Raw genomic sequence first — 17,980 nt, 5'->3', positions numbered from 1 at the left:
GCGTAGTCAAAACTATGACCACGCCGAGATGACGTCCATGAACAGCCCCGTAAACGATCTTCTGCGACGGTTCCGCCGCCCCCGTGGCGAGCCACCCGACAACGCAGCCGACGTGCTGCGCCGTCATGTCGAACCGTTACCTGCACTCGACTCACCTGAATTCGGCGAACTGTTCGACCGCTTTGGCGATGCCAGCGTGGTGCTGATCGGCGAGGCCAGCCATGGCACCCAGGACTTCTACCAGACCCGAGCGGCGATCACCCGCCGCCTGATCGAGCAGCATGGCTTCGGCATCGTCGCGGTCGAAGCCGACTGGCCCGATGCCGGGCAGGTCGATCGATGTGTCCGCGACCTGGGGCGCTCCGCCTGGAAAAAACAGGCCTTCGCCCGATTCCCCACCTGGATGTGGCGCAACACGGCCGTGCAGACCTTTACCCGTTGGCTGCACCACCATAATCGCGGCTTGGCGCTTGAGCAGCGGGTGGAATTTCGCGGGCTGGACGTTTACAGCATGCGTCACTCCATCGACGAAGTACTGGGCTATCTCGATAAGACCGACTCGCAGCTGGCGAAAGAGGCCCGGCATCGCTACAGCTGCCTTACGCCGTGGCATGACGACCCGGCGCTGTACGGTCATTTCGCCGAGCGGGGCAATATGGCCACGTGCGAGGACGCCGTGGTCGAGCAATTGAATGTGCTGCTGGGCGAACGGCTTGATCCGATGGTCGCCGACGACGAGGCGTTTTTCAGCGCCACCCAGAACGCCCGCGTCGTGCGGGCCGCCGAGCAGTATTACCGCGCCATGTACCGCGGCTCGACCGCCTCGTGGAACCTGCGTGACCTGCACATGTTCGACACCTTGCAAACTCTGATGGAGCATCGCGGGGCAGGCGCCAAAGCGGTGGTGTGGGCGCATAACTCACACATCGGCAACGCCGCCGCCACGCAAATGGGCTGGGAGGGGCAGTTCAACATCGGCCAGTTGTGCCGCACGGCCTACGGCTCACAAGCGGTGCTGATCGGCATGGGCACCGACCACGGCACCGTCGCCGCCGCCGACGACTGGGATGAGCCGATGCAGGTCAAACAGGTGAACCCGGCATTGGCCGACAGCTGGGAACAACTGTTTCTCAAGGCCGGCGTCCCCGCAGCACTGCTCGACTGGCGGACGTCACCGAGCGAGGAATTGCTGGACGTGCTGGCCGAGCCATTACTTGAGCGTGCTATCGGCGTCATCTATCGCCCCAGGACCGAGCGCCAGAGCCATTACTTTCAGGCCGTACTGGCGGAGCAGTTCGACGCTTTCGTCTGGATCGAAAAAACCCATGCGGTTTCGCCATTGCCGGCGCCTGAATTCATGGAACACGAGGACGACACCTTTCCGTTCGGTATATGACACGCCAATGACGGGCATCCATTCCCGGGTAAAAATCTCCAGCAGATGCCCGTCCGGGTCATCGAAATACACCCGCCGGCCACCGCCGTAATCATTGATCTCATTCGGCCGTTGTTTGCCAGGATCTGCCCACCAGGGCTGCTTGCGCGCTTGCAGGCGAGCGAAGGCCGCATCGAAGTCTTCGTCGCCAATCAGAAACGCATAGTGTTGGGACGCGATGGGAGGGTCGTTATTGTAGAAATCCAGCGACACACCGTTATCGAATTTGACCACCAGCATCGGTCCGAACGGCTCGGGATCGGGCAGGCCGAGGAGGTCGGTCAGGTAGCGGGCCGACACCTGTTTGTCACGGCACCAGACGATGGTGTGGTTCAGCTGAGCGCTCATGGAAAAATCCTCACGGCGAATCAGGTCGTGCGAGTCGTGCCATGAGATTAGCTCAGGCTGTTGCGCAATGACCGCCCTGACCTAAGCTTGGGGCAAGGCGAATCACAATTGCAGTGCGTCACCCGGAACGTTCGCCGCGATGCGCAATCATTAGAGCGTGGATATCAAAAGGAGATGCGCATGCTCATCAGGTCTTTGACCCTGGCTACTCTACTGGCTTTCGTCGGCCCCCTGTTCGCCGCCGATGACGATTCCCCTCTGGTTAAAGACGTGGGCAGGGCCCGTCCCTTGATTGTCATCGCGCCCAGTTCGGTCGATCCCACCTGGGTCAGCCTGAAAAAGTCACTGGATGAACCCGCCAGTCGCCAGGGCTTCACCGAGCGAAACATGGTGCTGTACACCGTGATCAATACGATGGGCCAACGCGACGGCAAAGACCTCGACCCGCAAACGACGATGGCGTTGATCCGCTCGCTCAATCTGGGCGCCGGGGCGAAGAGCAAAATCATCCTGGTCGGCAAGGACGGCGAAAAGAAGCTTGTAAAGGATGCGGTCGAGCTGAAAGAGATTTTCAGCACCGTCGACCAGTTGCCGGCGGCCGAGAAAGAAGCAACGGTACCGGTACCAGCGCCGGTGGCTGAAGTTGCACCGGTCAAAGGTGCAAAGGGCAAACCGGCGAAACCCGCCAAACCGCCTGAAATGCCGGATGATTGAATTTCCGCTGGTAAGTTAAGACATTTGAGCGACGAAAATCCTGTGGGAGCGTGGCTTGCCCGCGAAGAATGCACCGCGGTTTTTCAGGTACTGCGCGTCATTGTTCTTCGCGGGCAAGCCACGCTCCCACAGGTTCTGCGTCTTGACCATTTTTTGTTTATCCCCCGAACGTCCGTAGCAGCAGCCTCGCGGGCTCGGCAGCTGCTACGGGTCGTGTCACCTTCGGCTATTCAGTCAGCGCACTCAATATCTTGTGAGCGATTTTGACTCGTTCGGGGTTCGGGTAGTTTTTGTTGGCCAGGATCACGATGCCAACGTCTTTCGCCGGAATAAAGGCTACATAGGCGCCAAAGCCGCCGGTTGAGCCGGTTTTGTTGATTAGCACAGTGTCGTGTGGCGGTTGCGGTGGCTTCAGCCACTGGACCTCATGCGCCTCAACCGCCATCTGCGACGAGTTGCCCGCCAGCAATGTATCGAGCGTTACCGGATAGTTGTAGAACTCCCACCCCAACCCTTGAGTCATCTCGCCGACGGTGTAGTAGCCGGTATGAGTGGTGGCGATGGCTTGCTGCAGGGGCTTTTCCAGCGACGTCGGATTCATGTTCACCTCGACATAGCGCAGTAGATCCGAGGCACTGGTTTTCACGCCATACGCTTCGGAATCCAGCGCGCCCGGTTCGACTCGCACAGGTTTGTCGTCCTTGTTGTAACCCTGAGCGTAAAGCCCCATCTGATCCTGCGGTACCTTGAGGTAGCTGTGCTTGAGGCCGAGTTTCGGCAGCAAGGTTTTTTCCATCAGCTCATCGAACGATGCCCCCATACTTTGCGCCGCCAGATAGCCGAACAACCCAATGCTGGGGTTTGAATATTGGCGATGAGTGCCGGCGGCGTAGGTCGGTTTCCACTGTTTGAAATAGCCGAGCATCTTGTCCTGATGGTCCGCATCACCGGGGAATTGCAGTGGCAGGCCACCAGCGGTGTAGGTGCCGAGTTGCAGCACGCTGATGCTGTCGAACGCGCTGCCGCGCAATGTTGGCAGCACCTGACTGGCGTTGTCCGACAGGGGCAGTTTGCCTGTCGCCTGCGCATAGGCGGCGAGAGTGGCGGTGAAGGTTTTGCTCACCGAACCGATCTCGAACAGGGTGTCCTTTGCTACCGGGCGCCCGGTTTCTTTCGAGGCCACGCCGTAGTTAAAGTAATGCTGTTTTCCGTTGAGCGTTATGGCCACGGCCATGCCGGGAATACCCTGAGCCTGCATGACAGGCCGGATGGCGTCGTTAACAATCGTCTCGATGGGCTGATCCGTCTGGGCCGCGGCAACACAATGGCTGGCGCCGAATACCGCCACGCAAGCCGCAAGAATCTTCAATCTGGCCGTACTTCTGTTGTTCGTCATTGTTTCAATTCCATGATTTTTCGTGGTGTTAACCGCTACACTCCGAGCGGTTTTTTCAAGCTTGTCCGCTGCTGGGCGAGCCAAATCTATGCAGTTTGGCGAAGACCGACAAACGACGATATTTCGGATGAGCCATTAGAAAATTTTGGGAGTGGGCATGATTCGTCCTCATCTACCGCTGAATGCGCTGCGCGCTTTCGAGGCTTCGGCGCGCCATTTGAGTTTCACCCGGGCGGCGGTGGAGTTATGTGTCACGCAGGCGGCGGTGAGTCATCAGGTCAAAAGCCTTGAAGCCCAGCTTAACGTGACTTTGTTCAAACGCCTGCCCCGAGGCCTGATGCTGACCAGCGAAGGTGAAACCCTGCTGCCGGTGTTGCGCGAATCCTTCGACCGGATCGCCGAGACCCTGGAGCGTTTCGAGGGCGGGCATTTTCGTGAGGTGCTGACGGTGGGCGCTGTGGGGACTTTCGCGGTCGGTTGGCTGTTGCCGCGATTGGCGGACTTTCAGAAGAAACATCCGTTCATAGATTTGCGCCTGTCGACCAATAACAACCGGGTTGACGTGGCCGCCGAAGGCCTGGATTACGCCATTCGCTTTGGCGCGGGGGCGTGGCATGGGATCGAAGCGGTACGGTTGATCGAGGCGCCGCTGTCGGTGCTCTGCGTTCCCGAGATTGCGCGGCAATTGCACACACCGACCGATCTGTTGCAGCAAACGCTGTTGCGCTCCTATCGCACGGATGAGTGGCCGGAGTGGTTTCAGGCGACTGGTCTTTCGGCCCATGCCGCACCGCCCCGGAGCATCGTCTTCGACTCGTCGCTGGCGATGATGGAAGCGGCATTGCAAGGGGCGGGCGTAGCATTGGCGCCGCCGCTGATGTTTGCCCGGCAACTGGCGGCGGGTTCAATCGAGCAACCGTTCGCCATCGGGATCACCACGGGCAGCTACTGGCTGACCCGCTTGCAGTCGCGCCCTGAAACGTCGGCGATGGCAGTGTTCAAGGGCTGGCTGCTGCAAGCGGCACATGATGAATCGTAGGAGCTGCCGAAGGCTGCGATCTTTTGATCTTGATCTTTGGCGATTTCAGCTTCGCCAAACGTCAAGATCAAAAGATCGCAGCCTTCGGCAGCTCCTACATGGGGGATGCGTAGTGTTCTTGGAGAGTTACCGCACCAGACACGGCCGCTTGTTATCGTATTTCCACCCCGGAATCAGAAACTGCATCGCCACGCTGTCATCCCGCGCGCCCAGTCCCATGCCTTTGTACAGCTCATGGGCCTTGGCCAGTTGATCGATGTCCAGCTCAACCCCCAGGCCAGGTTTTTTCGGCACCTGCACGCAGCCGTCGACGATTTGCAGCGGCGCTTTGGTCAGACGTTGGCCGTCCTGCCAGATCCAGTGGGTGTCGATGGCCGTGATCTCACCCGGCGCAGCCGCCGCGACGTGGGTGAACATCGCCAGTGAAATATCGAAGTGGTTGTTGGAGTGCGAGCCCCAGGTCAGGCCCCATTCGTGGCACATCTGCGCGACTCGAACCGAGCCTTGCATGGTCCAGAAATGCGGGTCTGCCAAAGGAATATCCACCGACTGCAACTGGATCGCATGACCCATTTCCCGCCAGTCGGTGGCGATCATGTTGGTCGCGGTTTTCAGGCCCGTGGCACGACGGAACTCGGCCATGACTTCCCGGCCCGAGTAACCGTTTTCCGCACCGCATGGGTCTTCGGCGTAAGCGAGAACGTGATGCTGATCCTGGCACAGACGGATCGCTTCTTTCAGCGACCAGGCGCCATTCGGATCAAGGGTGATGCGCGCATCGGGAAAACGTTCGGCGAGGGCGGTGACCGCTTCGATTTCCTCGTCGCCACTCAACACGCCGCCCTTGAGTTTGAAGTCCTTGAAGCCATAACGGGCGTGGGCAGCTTCGGCCAGGCGCACCACGGCGCCGGCGCTCATGGCTTTTTCGTGACGCACACGGAACCAGTCGTTGTCGGCGTCCGGTTCGCTGCGGTAGGCCAGATCGGTTTCGTTGCGATCACCGACATAAAACAGATAACCGAGCATCTTCACTTCGTCGCGCTGCTGGCCTTCGCCGAGCAGGGCCGCGACCGGTACGTCCAAATACTGGCCGAGCAAGTCGAGCAGGGCGGCTTCAAGGCCAGTGACCGCGTGAATGGTGATGCGCAGGTCGAAGGTCTGCAGGCCGCGACCGCCAGCATCGCGATCGGCAAAGGTCTGGCGCACTTGATTGAGGATCTTCTGGTACGTGCCGATCGGGCTGCCGACCACCAATGAGCGTGCATCTTCCAGCGTCTGGCGAATGCGCTCGCCACCTGGCACTTCACCGACGCCGGTGTGGCCGGCGTTGTCCTTGAGGATCACGATGTTGCGGGTGAAAAACGGGCCGTGGGCGCCGCTCAGATTGAGCAGCATGCCATCGTGGCCGGCCACCGGCACAACCTGCATGCTGGTGATGATCGGGGCTTTTGCGGTTTCTTGTGGGTTCATTTTTATGTCCTTAAAAGCAGGTATTCAGGCGTGACGGGGCTCAGGTTTGCCCAAGGCAGCCACAGGTGCGGGTTTCGGTTTGTTGCGCGCGGCGAAAACGATGATCGCGGCGATGATCGACGTCGCGGCCAGGCCGTACAGCCCGCCCTGAATCGACCCGGTATGTTCTTCCCGTGATGATCGGGGCTTTTGCGGTTTCTTGTGGGTTCATTTTTATGTCCTTAAAAGCAGGTATTCAGGCGTGACGGGGCTCAGGTTTGCCCAAGGCAGCCACAGGTGCGGGTTTCGGTTTGTTGCGCGCGGCGAAAACGATGATCGCGGCGATGATCGACGTCGCGGCCAGGCCGTACAGCCCGCCCTGAATCGACCCGGTATGTTCTTCCAGCAGACCAAAGGTGGTCGGCGCAACGAAGCCACCGAGGTTGCCCACCGAGTTGATCAATGCGATCACGCCTGCAGCAATCCGCGCATCCAGGTACGCCTGGGGAATCGGCCAGAACAGCGACGATGCCGATTTGAAACCCAGCGCGGCGAAGCAGATGGCGACGAAGGCGAAGATCGGCCCGCCGGTGGTGGACATGAACATCCCGGCAGCGGCGATCAGCAAGGCTGTGGCGACCCAGGCTTGCTGGTGTTTCCACTTGGCCGACAGCGTGGCGAAGGCGTACATGCCGACGATCGACAACAACCACGGAATCGAGTTGAGCAACCCGACCTGAATGTCGCTCAGGTCGCCCATCTTCTTGATGATGCTCGGCAACCAGAAGGTCGCGGCGTAGATGGTCAGCTGGATGAAGAAATAGATCAGGCAGAACAGGATGATCTGGCGATCCTTGAGCAGTGTGCCCAGCGACGGCTTGATCGGCGTCGCGGCTTCGCGGGCCCGTTGTTCGTCATCGATGGCTTTGACCAGTGCGTCCTGCTCGGGACGGGTCAGCCATTTGGCGTCGTGGGGTTTGGAGTCCAGCCAGAACCAGACAAACACGCACAGCCCGACCGAGAACATCCCTTCAATGAAGTACATCCACTGCCAGCCGTGCATGCCAAAACCGCTGATTTGCAGCAGCAACCCGGACAGCGGGCCTGAGATCAGCGACGCAATGGCCGAACCGCTGAGGAAGATTGCAATCGCCTTGCCGCGCTCCACACCGGGCAACCAGCGAGTGAAGTAATAAATCACCCCGGGGAAGAAACCGGCTTCGGCCACGCCGAGTAGAAATCGCAGGATGTAGAAGTGGGTTTCGTTCTGGATGAACGCCATGCAGGCGGCCACCAGGCCCCAGGTCAGCATGATGCGGGTCAGCCAGATTCGCGCGCCGACTTTTTGCAGGAGGATGTTGGAGGGGACTTCGAACAGCGCGTAACCAATGAAGAACAGACCGGCACCGAGGCCGTAGGCGGCAGCGCCAATGCCCAGGTCATGTTCCATGTGGGCGCGGACGAAGCCGATGTTCACACGGTCGATGTAGTTGACGATGAACATGATCACGAACAGCGGCAGGACGTGGCGTTTCACTTTCGAGATGGCGGATTGCAGGACCGAATCGGCGCCATCGTTCATCCCGGATATGGATGTATTCACTTCGTTTTCTCCCACTCGTTATTTTTATGCGGGGTGTGACAGGGTGCTGCGTTGTTGATAGACATCATACAACTGAGTTTTTTGATTCGACAAGCACCGTAACCCAATAAAATGGCTATTTATTTGGAGTTATCTATGCTTTTTATGATCTGAGGTGGGTTCGTAATACTGCTTGATTGGTGCGATTGTTGAGTGTTGTCATACAAGATAGGTTTTATTTTCTGAAGATTCCCATCGATCCCGGTGCTACGATCCGGATAGCCCTGCTCTCCGGATAATCACCATGCAAGAAGACATCGACGCACCCGCCCGCAAGCGTGCCCACAACCTGGCCCATGATCTGGTGAGCAAACTGACGCAGAGCATCCTGCTCGGCCAGATGGTGCCGGGGGACAAGCTGCCGTCGGAGAACTCGATTGTTCAGGAGCATGGCGTCAGTCGCACGGTGGTGCGCGAGGCAATCTCGAAGTTGCAGGCTTCTGGGCTGGTGGAAACCCGTCACGGCATCGGTACTTTTGTTCTCGAGCGAACACCGGATCAGGGGCTGCGGCTGAATGTCGATACCGCGCTGGGCGTGCGCAGTATTCTGGAGTTGCGCATGGGCCTGGAGACCCAGGCGGCGGCGCTGGCAGCGGTTCGTCGCACAGACCAGCAATTGGCACAGATGCGTGAGGCGCTGGATGACTATCAAAGCTTGTTGGCCAACAACGACAGCTGCGTCGAGGCGGACAAACGCTTCCATCTGCTGATCGCCGAAGCCACCGGCAACGTCTGCTTCACCGAGATCATGCAGCACCTGGGCAGCGCCATGATCCCCCGGACCCGCGTCAATGCCGCCGAGCGCGGGTCGGCGGATTTGAGCAAGCTGGGGCAGCTCGCCAACCTCGAACACGAGGCGATTCTCAACGCCATCAGACGCCAGGACCCGGATGCGGCGCGGGCGGCGATGTGGTTGCACCTGACTAACAGTCGCGACCGCTTTTCGGCTGATCGGTAGTCGCCGTTGGTCTCCTCGATAGCAGCCCTTTTGCGGGTTCGTTTCCCAAAAGCACCGCCGCCTCGTAGGAGCGAGGCTTGCCCGCGAAGGCGCCAGACGCATCAACACCCATCAGCGATCAAACACTGGCCACCTGAATCCCAAAAAACCGCCTCTCCAGATTCAACGCCAACACACTGACCAGTACCACCACCGCCCCCATCACCACCATCAACGTCGGCTGCTCGCCCAAGCCAACAGAGGCAATGGCCATCGCAGCAGGCGGAATCAAATACATCGTCATCGTCGCACGGCTCAAATCCACATGAGCCAACACAAACGCCCAGGCCAGATAGGCGAGGGCGCTGGGAAACACGCCCAATGCAACCACTGCCCATTGCACATGAAGGGGCGCGGTGACGATTTCGCTGGCCAGCCCCGGCAGATAAACCAGCAACAACGCCGTCCCCGACCAGACGGTGTAGCAGACCAGCGTCAACCCGTCGTAACGCCCAGACTGATGCTTCTGCAACGCAAAGTAGAAACTCCAGGACACCGCCGCCAGTAAAATCAGCAAGCCGTGAGCGTCGATACTCCCCAATCCATGATCACCAGCCACCACAATCACCACGCCGGTCAAGCCCAGAAACACGCAGCTCCAGCGCCACACACTTACCCGGTCCTTGAACACGAAACGCGCCAACAGCGTACTGAACAAGGGCGTGGTTTGCGCCAGTACACTGGACGCCCCGGCGCTGACCCCTTGCTGGCCGAAATTCAGCGCGACGTGATGCAGGCTCACGGCAAAGAAACCAAGGACGATCAGCAGCGGGCAGTCGCGAATGTTCGGCAGGCGGATGCCTCGGAACACGGCGACTACTGCCATGAACACCGATGCCAGCAAAAACCGCAGCAGCGCCAGATGCCCCGGGTCATAGGCCTGCAAACCGATATGAATGCCGGTCGGGGAATACCCCCAGCAGCCGACGACAAACGCCATCGCCAGAATGATTTTGATGGAGTGATTGGAGGCGGGTGTGAGTGGTTGCATGGTCAGGCACCTGTGGGCGTATGCGCCGAGTATCGGAAGCCTGACCGTTCGCCACAACTGACTTATACTGCGTCAACTGTTCACTTTTGGTGATGTATGGAGCTGGCGCAGATTCGCATGTTCAAGACCGTCGCCGACGTCGGCAGCATCGCCCGGGCGGCCGAGTTGCTGCACTGTGTGCCGTCGAATATCACAGCGCGCATCAAGTCCCTGGAAACCGAGCTGGGTGTCGCGCTGTTTCTGCGTGAGGGCCGAGGGTTGCGAATCAGCCCGGCGGGCCAGACCTTTTTGGCTTACGCCGCGAAAATTCTCGCGCTGACGGCTGAAGCCAAACGCGCGCTGGACCCGTCGGCCGAGCCCTCCGGGCCGTTGCGCATTGGCGCCATCGAGTCGTCGGCGACCGGTCGATTGCCGCGGTTACTGGCCAAGTTTCATAAGCGCTATCCGGGCGTTGCGCTGGAACTGACTACCGGCAGCTGGGGCCAATTGCTTGATGACACGCTCAATCACCGGCTCGATGGCGCGATCGTCGCGGTGGATGTCGAGCGCTCACACCTCAAGCGCACGCCGATGTACCGCGAAGAGCTGTTGCTGATTGCTTCGACGTCGCTGGGGCCGGTGCGCGATATCACCGATTTGCAGGACAAGACCGTCTTCATGTGGCCTCAGGGTTGTCCTTACCGGGCGGCGCTGGAGCATTGGTTGCTGCGTCAGGGGCAGGCATTGCCGATTGTCAGCCTGGCCAGTTATGGCGCGATTGTTGGCTGCGTCAGCGCCGGGGCCGGTGTAGCACTGGTGCCCAAAGGGATCTTCGATCAGTACGCCAAAGGGGCGGGGTGCGCGGGGTATGAATTCCCCGAGCTGACGGCTATCGATAACCTGTTTTACTGGCATGAAAACGCCGGGGTTCACCCTGCGCGGGAAGCGTTTGTGGCGATGTTGCGCGAGGAGTTTGCCTGATCACTCACAATGTCAGTCAGTCAACGCAATCCCTGTGGGAGCGGGCTTGCCCGCGATGAGGCCAGAACATTCAACATTGATGTCGACTGTCAGATAGCAATCGCGGGCAAGCCTGCTCCCACAGGTTTAGTGTCGTGCCCGTGATGGTCTTTAACTCACGCCCACATCCCGCATCAACAACCCAAAACGCAAATCCACCGCGTCCGGTATCGGCAAGTACACCGTGTGCCCATCCCCCGGCGCCACTTCAACTGCCTCGCCTTTGACGTTCTGCAGCTGATGCAAATCGAAGTGGAAGTTGCCCTGGGGCGTCATCAGTTCCAGGTGGTCGCCCAGGCCAAAGCGATTCTTCACCCGCACCTCGGCCAGCCGATCCCGGCGTTCGCCAGTCAGCTCGCCCACGAACTGTTGGCGCTCTGAAACCGAGCTGCCGTTCTGGTAATTCTGATATTCGTCATGCACATGCCGGCGCAGAAAACCTTCGGTGTAGCCACGCTGGGCCAGGGATTCCAGATCGGTCATCAAGCTGCGATCAAATGCTCGGCCCGCCACCGCATCATCGATCGCGCGGCGATACACCTGGGTGGTGCGCGCGCAATAGAAGTGCGATTTGGTCCGGCCTTCGATCTTCAATGAATGCACGCCCATCTGCGTCAGGCGCTCGACGTGCTGGACGGCGCGCAGGTCCTTGGCGTTCATGATGTAGGTGCCGTGTTCATCCTCGAACGCCGGCATCAGTTCGTCAGGGCGATTGGCTTCTTGCAGCAGGAACACTTGATCGGTCGGCGCACCGATGCCCAGCGTCGGTTCGGGCTGGAACGGCTGGACGATTTCACCAAGTTGATTTTCGACAGCCTCCGTCGCCGAGTATTTCCAGCGACAGGCGTTGGTGCAGCTGCCCTGATTCGCGTCGCGCCTGTTCATGTAGCCCGACAACAGGCAGCGCCCGGAATAGGCCATGCACAACGCGCCGTGGACGAACACTTCCAGCTCCATCGCCGGGACCTGCTGACGGATTTCTGCGATCTCTTCCAGCGACAGTTCGCGGGACAGAATGATCCGGCTCAAGCCCTGTTGCTGCCAGAACTCGACGCTGGCCCAGTTCACCGTGTTGGCCTGCACCGACAGGTGAATCGGCATCTGTGGGAAGTGCCGGCGCACCAGCATGATCAGGCCCGGGTCGGACATGATCAGCGCGTCCGGCGCCATGGCGATCACCGGTTCCAGGTCCTTCAAGAACGTTTTGAGCTTGGCGTTGTGCGGGGCGATGTTCACCACCACATAGAAACGCTTGCCCTGAGCCTGGGCCTCGGCGATGCCGAGCGCGAGATTGGCGTGATCGAATTCGTTGTTGCGCACCCGCAGGCTGTAGCGCGGCTGGCCGGCGTACACCGCGTCGGCGCCATAGGCGAAGGCATAACGCATGTTTTTCAGGGTGCCGGCGGGGGCGAGCAGTTCCGGGGGCGTAAGCGTCATGGCGCTGGTCATGGCAGTGTCGATCGCAAAAGCCGGCAAGGGTAAGCGGCTTGCCCGCGGGGTTTATTGATCTGGATCTATGCTTGATGAAAAAAGGATGGCACTCGCGCGAGCCGTGGCGGACTAAACATCAAGAAGCGCGTTGGCGCCCCTGTGCACTGACATGGATCGGACATGAACGAAACGAAGCTGCAAAACACCTCGCTGATGGTCTTGCTGACCCTGGTGAGCATTGCCTTCATATGGATTCTGCTGCCGCTCTATGGCGCGGTGTTCTGGGCGGTCATTCTCGGCATTCTTTTTTCGCCCTTGCAGCATCAGTTGCAACAGAGGTTCGGCTGGCCACGCAACCTGACGGCCCTGTTCACCATGAGTCTCTGTGTAGTGATCGCGATCCTGCCGGTAATCACCATCAGTACCTTGCTGGTTCAGGAAGGTGCGGCGCTGTACAACCGAATCGAAAGCGGTGAACTGGACATCGCCGGGTATGTGTCGCAGTTCAAGCAAAGTCTGCCACCGTACGTTCAGTACTTGCTCGACCGTTTCGGCATGGGTGAGCTGAGCGGGCTTCGGGAGAACATCATCAAGAGCACGATGCAAGGCAGCCAGTTTGTCGCGACCAAGGCGTTCAACTTTGGTCAGGGCACGTTCGAATTCGTGGTGAGCTTTTTCGTCATGCTGTACCTGCTGTTTTTCTTCCTGCGGGACGGGTCTGAACTGGCACGTAAAGTACGTGCGGCGATACCGCTGGAAGACAACCAGAAACGTCGTTTGCAACTCAAGTTCAATCGCGTGGTGCGGGCCACGGTGAAGGGCAATGTGGTGGTGGCGATCACGCAAGGGGCATTGGGTGGTTTAATTTTCTGGTTTCTGGACATCCCGAGCGTGCTGCTCTGGTCGGTGTTGATGGCGTTTCTGTCGCTGTTGCCGGCGGTGGGGGCGGGGATCGTCTGGGTACCGGTGGCGGCGTATTTCCTGTTCAGCGGCGCGATCTGGCAGGCCACCGTGCTGACCTTGTTCGGAGTGTTCGTGATCGGCCTGGTGGACAACGTGCTGCGGCCGATCCTGGTGGGCAAGGACACCAAAATGCCGGACTACCTGATCCTCATCTCGACCCTGGGTGGCCTGGCGCTTTTTGGCCTGAACGGCTTTGTCATCGGACCCTTGATCGCGGCGCTGTTCGTGTCGAGCTGGGCGATCTTCATCGATTCCAAGCCCAAGGTTCAGCTGCCTTAGGCGCTGAGCTGGCCTGCGTCGATACGTTGCGACAAGGCTTGGGCGGCGGGAAGCGAGGTGAGCGGGCCGCTGATCGGTTCACCGTCCTGCATCAGATACCAACAGGCAAGCAATCCTCGCGCTCTGAGTTGTGCGGGAACGGCACTGCCGATAACGGACATGATCTGAACCTGAGCCATAAGTACCTCCATTAATCTATGGAGCTACCTTACGGATTGGACGCCTGAACGGACAATCAACGCTTTCGATAGTCGTCATTGATGCCAATGAGTTCTGCGGTCAATCCACCACTAGATCGAGCATATGCACCACTTCCTGCTCATTGAGCAGGCCTTTGCGCACCAGGTTTTCTGCCAGCAGCGAGAGGAATTTTGCGCTGCGATGGCCTTCCAGGTGTTTGAGTTCGGTCAGTGCGTTGTACACCTTGTCGGAAGTGCACAGGCCGACAATGCGATGCGGGTTTTGTGTGGGCATGAAGGTCGTCCTTGTTTTTATCAACCTGTTGTTTACGGACAGATCCAAGCTTGCGGATCGGACATGACATAAATATGACCAACTTTATCTGCCGGTACTGTCCCGACAGCGACCTTGACGAGATTTATTCAGACTTCGTCCAGCCAGTGGTCACAAAAAAGGCCCCGCTTTTAAAGCGGGGCCTGGTGAGCGTGTTACCAGCGGTCGCCACGATAATAACCATGGGGAGGGCCGTAATAGCCGCGTGGTGGACCATACCCGCGTGGCGGACCGTAATAGATCGGTGCCGGGCGGTAGTACATCGGTTGTTGAACGTAGACCGGCGCCGGTTGGTAATAAACAGGCGGTGGCTGCACGTACACCGGTTGTGGCTGAACGTAGACCGGTTGTTCCACATACACTGGACGGTCGCGGCCGATTATTGCTGAGCCAATGATTGCCGAGCCGACGATCGCACCAAACACAGCCGGACCTTCCCAGCCGCCATGACCATGACCACCTGCTTCTGCCTGCCCTGCGATAGCAAGAGCACCGATCAGCAAGGCTACTGTGGGGATTTTACGGATCATGATAAGTCCTCGGTTCTTCGACCCGGCGCTCGCGTCTGCAATAGACACAAGTTGTCGCGGGGATACTTCTAAGACAGCATTTTTTTGAAAATCAGCACAGCCGTTGGGTAAATTTTGTGTAAGGTCTGTACCGGCTTCTTTACGGCTGTGTGCCAAGTGCAGACTGGCTTTTATGATCAATCAGAACCGGTGAAGTGGCTAATCCCGTCCATCCGAAAGTGCTATTGAAGGAGATTCCAATGCAGATGAACCCCAACAGAGACACTCAGCTGTGCATGTCACTCTCGGGGCGCCCCGGCAATTTCGGCCTGCGGTTTCATAACCATCTGTACGAACAACTGGGCCTGAATTTTTACTACAAGGCCTTCAGCAGCCAGGACTTGCCGGGCGCCGTGGGTGGCATCCGTGCCTTGGGCATTCGGGGGTGCGGGGTGTCGATGCCGTTCAAGGAAGCTTGTATCGCGTTGGTCGATGAGCTGGATGCATCGGCTGAGGCTATCCAATCGATCAACACTATCGTTAACACCAACGGTCACCTCAAGGCCTACAACACCGATTACATCGCCATCGCCCAGTTGCTTGAAACCCATCAGGTGCCCAAGGATTCGACCTTTGCCCTGCGTGGCAGTGGCGGCATGGCCAAGGCTGTGGCCAGTGCCTTGCGCGATGGCGGCTACAAAAACGGCCTGATCGTGGCTCGTAACGAGCGTGCCGGACGTGCCTTGGCTGAATCGTTGGGTTATCACTGGCAGGCGGAGTTGGGCGCTCAACGCCCGCAGATGCTGATCAACGTCACGCCGATCGGCATGACCGGCGGCCCGGAGGCCGATCAACTGGCGTTTGAGCCTGACGCTATCGCTGCGGCCGAAACTGTCTTCGATGTAGTAGCGATCCCCTCGGAAACACCGCTGATCGTGCGCGGTCGTGCCGAAGGCAAGCGGGTGATCACCGGGCTGGAAGTGATTGCGATCCAGGCACTGGAACAGTTCGTGTTGTACACCGGCGTGCGGCCGACCGATGAGCAGTTCCAGAAAGCGGTGGCGTTTGCCCGGAGCTGATCATCCCGATTATTTGTCGGCTGTACCGGCCCCTTCGCGAGCAGGCTCGCTCCCACAAGGTCAGCGCTGAACCTGTGGGAGCGAGCCTGCTCGCGATTGCCGCGACTCGGTTTCCAGCCTGCCCCTGGGCACTTGCCCACGAATATCTCCGCCTATACTGCTCGCCAGCAAGCGAAGACTTGCTTGCCAGCCACCGTGACCGAGGTTCTCATGCATCCCGCCATTCTCAACCTGGATCAGGTCGAACTTGCACCATTGCCCGAAGGTTTTGCCCCCACCGGAGACGCCGCCGGCCGCTATCAGCAACGCCTGGCCCGCATCGGCCAGCAATTGGGCGCGCAAAAGCTGGGGTATCGGTTGTATGCCCTTGAGCCGGGTATGCGTGGCAGTCCGTTTCATAGCCATCGGGTCAACGAGGAGATGTTCTACATCGTGGCCGGGGAAGGGGAAGTTCGCCTTGGCGCCGAACGCTTTCCGATCCGCGCCGGTGACGTGATCGCCTGCCCGGCGGGCGGTCCTGAAACCGCGCACCAGATCATCAATACCAGCAACGGCGAATTGCGGTATCTGGCGGTCAGCAGCCAGCAATCGCCGGACATTTGCGAATACCCGGATTCCGGCAAATACGTGGTGATGGACGACTTCAAGGTCGATGCCGAGGGCAACGCTTCAGGTTTCGCCGCCGTCGCCAGGCAGGCCGATGGTGTGGATTATTGGGATGGCGAGTAGCTATTAGGGTTGAACGCGGACCTGTGGCGAGGGGGCTTGCCCCCGTAGGAGCGCGAAGCGCTCCCAAAACCACTCAGCGTGTTACTTCAGAAAAAGACGCAGTCATCGATTGACAACTGCTTCGCAGCCGAACGGGGGCAAGCCCCCTCGCCACAGAGGTACGCTCTTTGGTTATTCGAGGCGTGCCAGCCGTTCTTCCAGCGCTGCAATCCGCGCTTCAAGCTCTTCGATTCGCTCAACCGACACACCGCCACTGGCGCCACGTTCCACAGGATTTTGCCGGGCAGCCAGGATCGCTTCGATATCCGCCGGATCACCCAGCGCATGCATGTAACGGTCTTCGCGCTGGCCGGCCTGGCGCGGGATCAACAGCGCCAGACCCCTGGCGATCAGGCGCTCCAATTGATGCACCACCTGCTCGGCATCTTCGAAGTCATGCATGCGGCCGCTGCGGGTCAGCAGTTCGTTGACCGTCTGCGGACCGCGCAGAAACAACAGCCCCGTCAGAACCACTTGCGCCGGCACCAGTTCCAGCGCCTTGTCGACCCGATGTTCCCAGCGGTCGGCACGGCTGCCCATCACCAGTCGGGTGAAACCACGACCTTCCAGAACGCGCAGGCTCTGGCCAACCTGGCCTTGGCTCAGGTTCATCACCGGCTCGCGGCTGGTTTTCTGGTTGCAGGCAATCACCAGTGCATTGAGGGTCAGCGGATAGGTTTCCGGGCTGGTGGCCTGTTTCTCGATCAACGAGCCCAGGATGCGGATTTCCGTGCTGTTGAGCCGCGGTTCGTCGAAAATCGTTTCTTGCTCAGTGCTCATCGCGCTTTTCCCTAGGCAGTCGAAGCGGCTAGCCTAATCCTTGCTGGATAAAAGACAAGCCGCAGGTCGGTCGGGCATGGCTATAATCGCTCCACGTTTTTACTCCTGTCACCACACGAGACCACTATGACCATTTCCCTGTACGCCGCTTCTATTCCGGTTTTCCAGCAAATGCTCAATGCCCTGAGCAATAACCTGAGCAAGGCCGAAGCCCACGCCACGGCGAAAAACATCGACCCGAACGCATTCCTGCAAGCCCGTCTGTACCCGGACATGTTCCCGCTGGTGCGTCAGGTGCAGATCGCCGTTGATTTCGCCAAAGGCGTTTCCGCGCGTCTGGCTGAAGTCGAGCTGCCGAAATACGACGACACCGAAACCACCTTCGCCGAGCTGCAAGCGTTGATCTCCAAGGTGCTGGCCTTCATCGGCGAGATCAAACCCGAGCAGATCGACGGCAAGGAAGGCATCGAGATCGTTACCCGCCCAGGCACCCCTAAAGAGAAGCGCTTCTCTGGCCAGGCTTACCTGCTGAGCTACGGTCTGCCGCAGTTCTTCTTCCACGTCACCACCGCTTACGCACTGCTGCGTCACAACGGCGTGGAAGTGGGCAAGCGCGATTACATGGGCGCGTTCTAAACCGCCCAGGTA

At 59.2% G+C, this 17,980-nt stretch carries 19 protein-coding genes and 2 pseudogenes; 9 read left to right on the top strand and 12 right to left on the bottom strand.

Annotated elements, in window-relative coordinates:
• Positions 1 to 37 precede the first annotated feature (37 nt).
• Positions 38 to 1,396, top strand: coding sequence for an erythromycin esterase family protein (locus tag AB7M22_RS17240; RefSeq protein ID WP_454187201.1), 1,359 nt, complete (start codon positions 38 to 40; stop codon positions 1,394 to 1,396).
• A gap of 21 nt (positions 1,397 to 1,417) precedes the next feature.
• Here the strand turns inward: AB7M22_RS17240 and AB7M22_RS17235 are convergent.
• A pseudogene (locus AB7M22_RS17235) lies at positions 1,418 to 1,783 on the bottom strand (VOC family protein); the annotation flags it as partial.
• Between the two features lie 180 nt (positions 1,784 to 1,963).
• Between AB7M22_RS17235 and AB7M22_RS17230 the strand changes: the two are divergent.
• Complete coding sequence (locus AB7M22_RS17230; RefSeq protein WP_454187200.1) at positions 1,964 to 2,497, top strand: DUF4174 domain-containing protein; 534 nt, start codon at positions 1,964 to 1,966, stop codon at positions 2,495 to 2,497.
• Between the two features lie 15 nt (positions 2,498 to 2,512).
• On the opposite strand, the gene AB7M22_RS17225 is transcribed toward AB7M22_RS17230, so the two are convergent.
• Both AB7M22_RS17225 and ampC read right to left on the bottom strand, forming a co-directional pair.
• Positions 2,513 to 2,647, bottom strand: coding sequence for a hypothetical protein (locus tag AB7M22_RS17225; protein WP_454187199.1), 135 nt, complete (start codon positions 2,645 to 2,647; stop codon positions 2,513 to 2,515).
• Between the two features lie 76 nt (positions 2,648 to 2,723).
• Positions 2,724 to 3,893, bottom strand: a complete 1,170-nt coding sequence (ampC, locus tag AB7M22_RS17220; protein ID WP_454187198.1) for a class C beta-lactamase — start codon at positions 3,891 to 3,893, stop codon at positions 2,724 to 2,726.
• A 157-nt stretch (positions 3,894 to 4,050) separates the two neighbouring features.
• On the opposite strand from ampC, the gene AB7M22_RS17215 reads away from it, so the two are divergent.
• Positions 4,051 to 4,932: a LysR family transcriptional regulator gene (locus AB7M22_RS17215; RefSeq protein WP_454187197.1), complete on the top strand. Its 882-nt coding sequence runs from the start codon at positions 4,051 to 4,053 to the stop codon at positions 4,930 to 4,932.
• A 126-nt stretch (positions 4,933 to 5,058) separates the two neighbouring features.
• Here the strand turns inward: AB7M22_RS17215 and gudD are convergent, their stop codons facing one another.
• From gudD to AB7M22_RS17200, 3 genes and pseudogenes are all read right to left on the bottom strand, one after another.
• Positions 5,059 to 6,402 (bottom strand): glucarate dehydratase, encoded by a 1,344-nt coding sequence (gene gudD, locus AB7M22_RS17210; protein WP_454187196.1) that lies wholly within the window; start codon positions 6,400 to 6,402, stop codon positions 5,059 to 5,061.
• Between the two features lie 24 nt (positions 6,403 to 6,426).
• Positions 6,427 to 6,573 (bottom strand): annotated as a pseudogene (locus AB7M22_RS17205) (MFS transporter); the annotation flags it as partial.
• 64 nt (positions 6,574 to 6,637) lie between these two features.
• Positions 6,638 to 7,984, bottom strand: coding sequence for an MFS transporter (locus tag AB7M22_RS17200; RefSeq protein WP_454187195.1), 1,347 nt, complete (start codon positions 7,982 to 7,984; stop codon positions 6,638 to 6,640).
• Between the two features lie 283 nt (positions 7,985 to 8,267).
• On the opposite strand from AB7M22_RS17200, the gene AB7M22_RS17195 reads away from it, so the two are divergent.
• Positions 8,268 to 8,981, top strand: coding sequence for a FadR/GntR family transcriptional regulator (locus AB7M22_RS17195; protein WP_454187194.1), 714 nt, complete (start codon positions 8,268 to 8,270; stop codon positions 8,979 to 8,981).
• A gap of 118 nt (positions 8,982 to 9,099) precedes the next feature.
• Here AB7M22_RS17195 and AB7M22_RS17190 read toward each other — a convergent pair whose 3' ends face one another.
• Complete coding sequence (locus AB7M22_RS17190; protein ID WP_454187193.1) at positions 9,100 to 10,011, bottom strand: DMT family transporter; 912 nt, start codon at positions 10,009 to 10,011, stop codon at positions 9,100 to 9,102.
• A gap of 96 nt (positions 10,012 to 10,107) precedes the next feature.
• On the opposite strand from AB7M22_RS17190, the gene AB7M22_RS17185 reads away from it, so the two are divergent.
• On the top strand, positions 10,108 to 10,971 hold the full coding sequence (locus tag AB7M22_RS17185) for a LysR family transcriptional regulator (protein ID WP_007901753.1): 864 nt from the start codon (positions 10,108 to 10,110) through the stop codon (positions 10,969 to 10,971).
• Between the two features lie 150 nt (positions 10,972 to 11,121).
• Here AB7M22_RS17185 and trhP read toward each other — a convergent pair whose 3' ends face one another.
• Positions 11,122 to 12,447 (bottom strand): prephenate-dependent tRNA uridine(34) hydroxylase TrhP, encoded by a 1,326-nt coding sequence (trhP, locus tag AB7M22_RS17180; protein ID WP_454187192.1) that lies wholly within the window; start codon positions 12,445 to 12,447, stop codon positions 11,122 to 11,124.
• Positions 12,448 to 12,621: 174 nt separating this feature from the next.
• Here trhP and AB7M22_RS17175 point away from each other — a divergent pair, with 174 nt between their 5' ends.
• Positions 12,622 to 13,683: an AI-2E family transporter gene (locus AB7M22_RS17175; protein ID WP_454187191.1), complete on the top strand. Its 1,062-nt coding sequence runs from the start codon at positions 12,622 to 12,624 to the stop codon at positions 13,681 to 13,683.
• Here AB7M22_RS17175 and AB7M22_RS17170 read toward each other — a convergent pair.
• The 3 genes from AB7M22_RS17170 to AB7M22_RS17160 form a co-directional block, all read right to left on the bottom strand.
• A complete protein-coding gene (locus AB7M22_RS17170; RefSeq protein WP_454187190.1) occupies positions 13,680 to 13,862 on the bottom strand; it encodes a hypothetical protein in 183 nt (60 codons plus the stop codon). The two genes, AB7M22_RS17175 and AB7M22_RS17170, sit on opposite strands and share 4 nt — an antisense overlap.
• A 100-nt stretch (positions 13,863 to 13,962) precedes the next feature.
• On the bottom strand, positions 13,963 to 14,157 hold the full coding sequence (locus AB7M22_RS17165) for a hypothetical protein (protein WP_008011397.1): 195 nt from the start codon (positions 14,155 to 14,157) through the stop codon (positions 13,963 to 13,965).
• 194 nt (positions 14,158 to 14,351) lie between these two features.
• Positions 14,352 to 14,726, bottom strand: a complete 375-nt coding sequence (locus AB7M22_RS17160; RefSeq protein WP_192342568.1) for a hypothetical protein — start codon at positions 14,724 to 14,726, stop codon at positions 14,352 to 14,354.
• A 239-nt stretch (positions 14,727 to 14,965) separates the two neighbouring features.
• Here AB7M22_RS17160 and AB7M22_RS17155 point away from each other — a divergent pair, with 239 nt between their 5' ends.
• On the top strand, positions 14,966 to 15,784 hold the full coding sequence (locus AB7M22_RS17155; protein WP_007901770.1) for a shikimate 5-dehydrogenase: 819 nt from the start codon (positions 14,966 to 14,968) through the stop codon (positions 15,782 to 15,784).
• Positions 15,785 to 15,994: 210 nt separating this feature from the next.
• Positions 15,995 to 16,513: a cupin domain-containing protein gene (locus AB7M22_RS17150; RefSeq protein WP_454187189.1), complete on the top strand. Its 519-nt coding sequence runs from the start codon at positions 15,995 to 15,997 to the stop codon at positions 16,511 to 16,513.
• Between the two features lie 171 nt (positions 16,514 to 16,684).
• Here the strand turns inward: AB7M22_RS17150 and AB7M22_RS17145 are convergent, their stop codons facing one another.
• Entirely contained in the window at positions 16,685 to 17,332 is a 648-nt protein-coding gene (locus AB7M22_RS17145; protein ID WP_454187188.1) for a YceH family protein, read from the bottom strand.
• A 126-nt stretch (positions 17,333 to 17,458) separates the two neighbouring features.
• Between AB7M22_RS17145 and AB7M22_RS17140 the strand changes: the two genes are divergently transcribed.
• The gene (locus AB7M22_RS17140; RefSeq protein ID WP_454187187.1) at positions 17,459 to 17,968 is read left to right on the top strand and encodes a DUF1993 domain-containing protein; all 510 of its coding nucleotides are present in this window, start codon (positions 17,459 to 17,461) and stop codon (positions 17,966 to 17,968) included.
• The last annotated feature ends 12 nt before the right edge of the window (positions 17,969 to 17,980 follow it).

It is taken from the genome of Pseudomonas sp. ADAK2 TE3594 (assembly GCF_053628675.1).
Note: the sequence above shows the minus strand (reverse complement) of the source record. Positions and strands in the feature narration are given on the sequence as shown.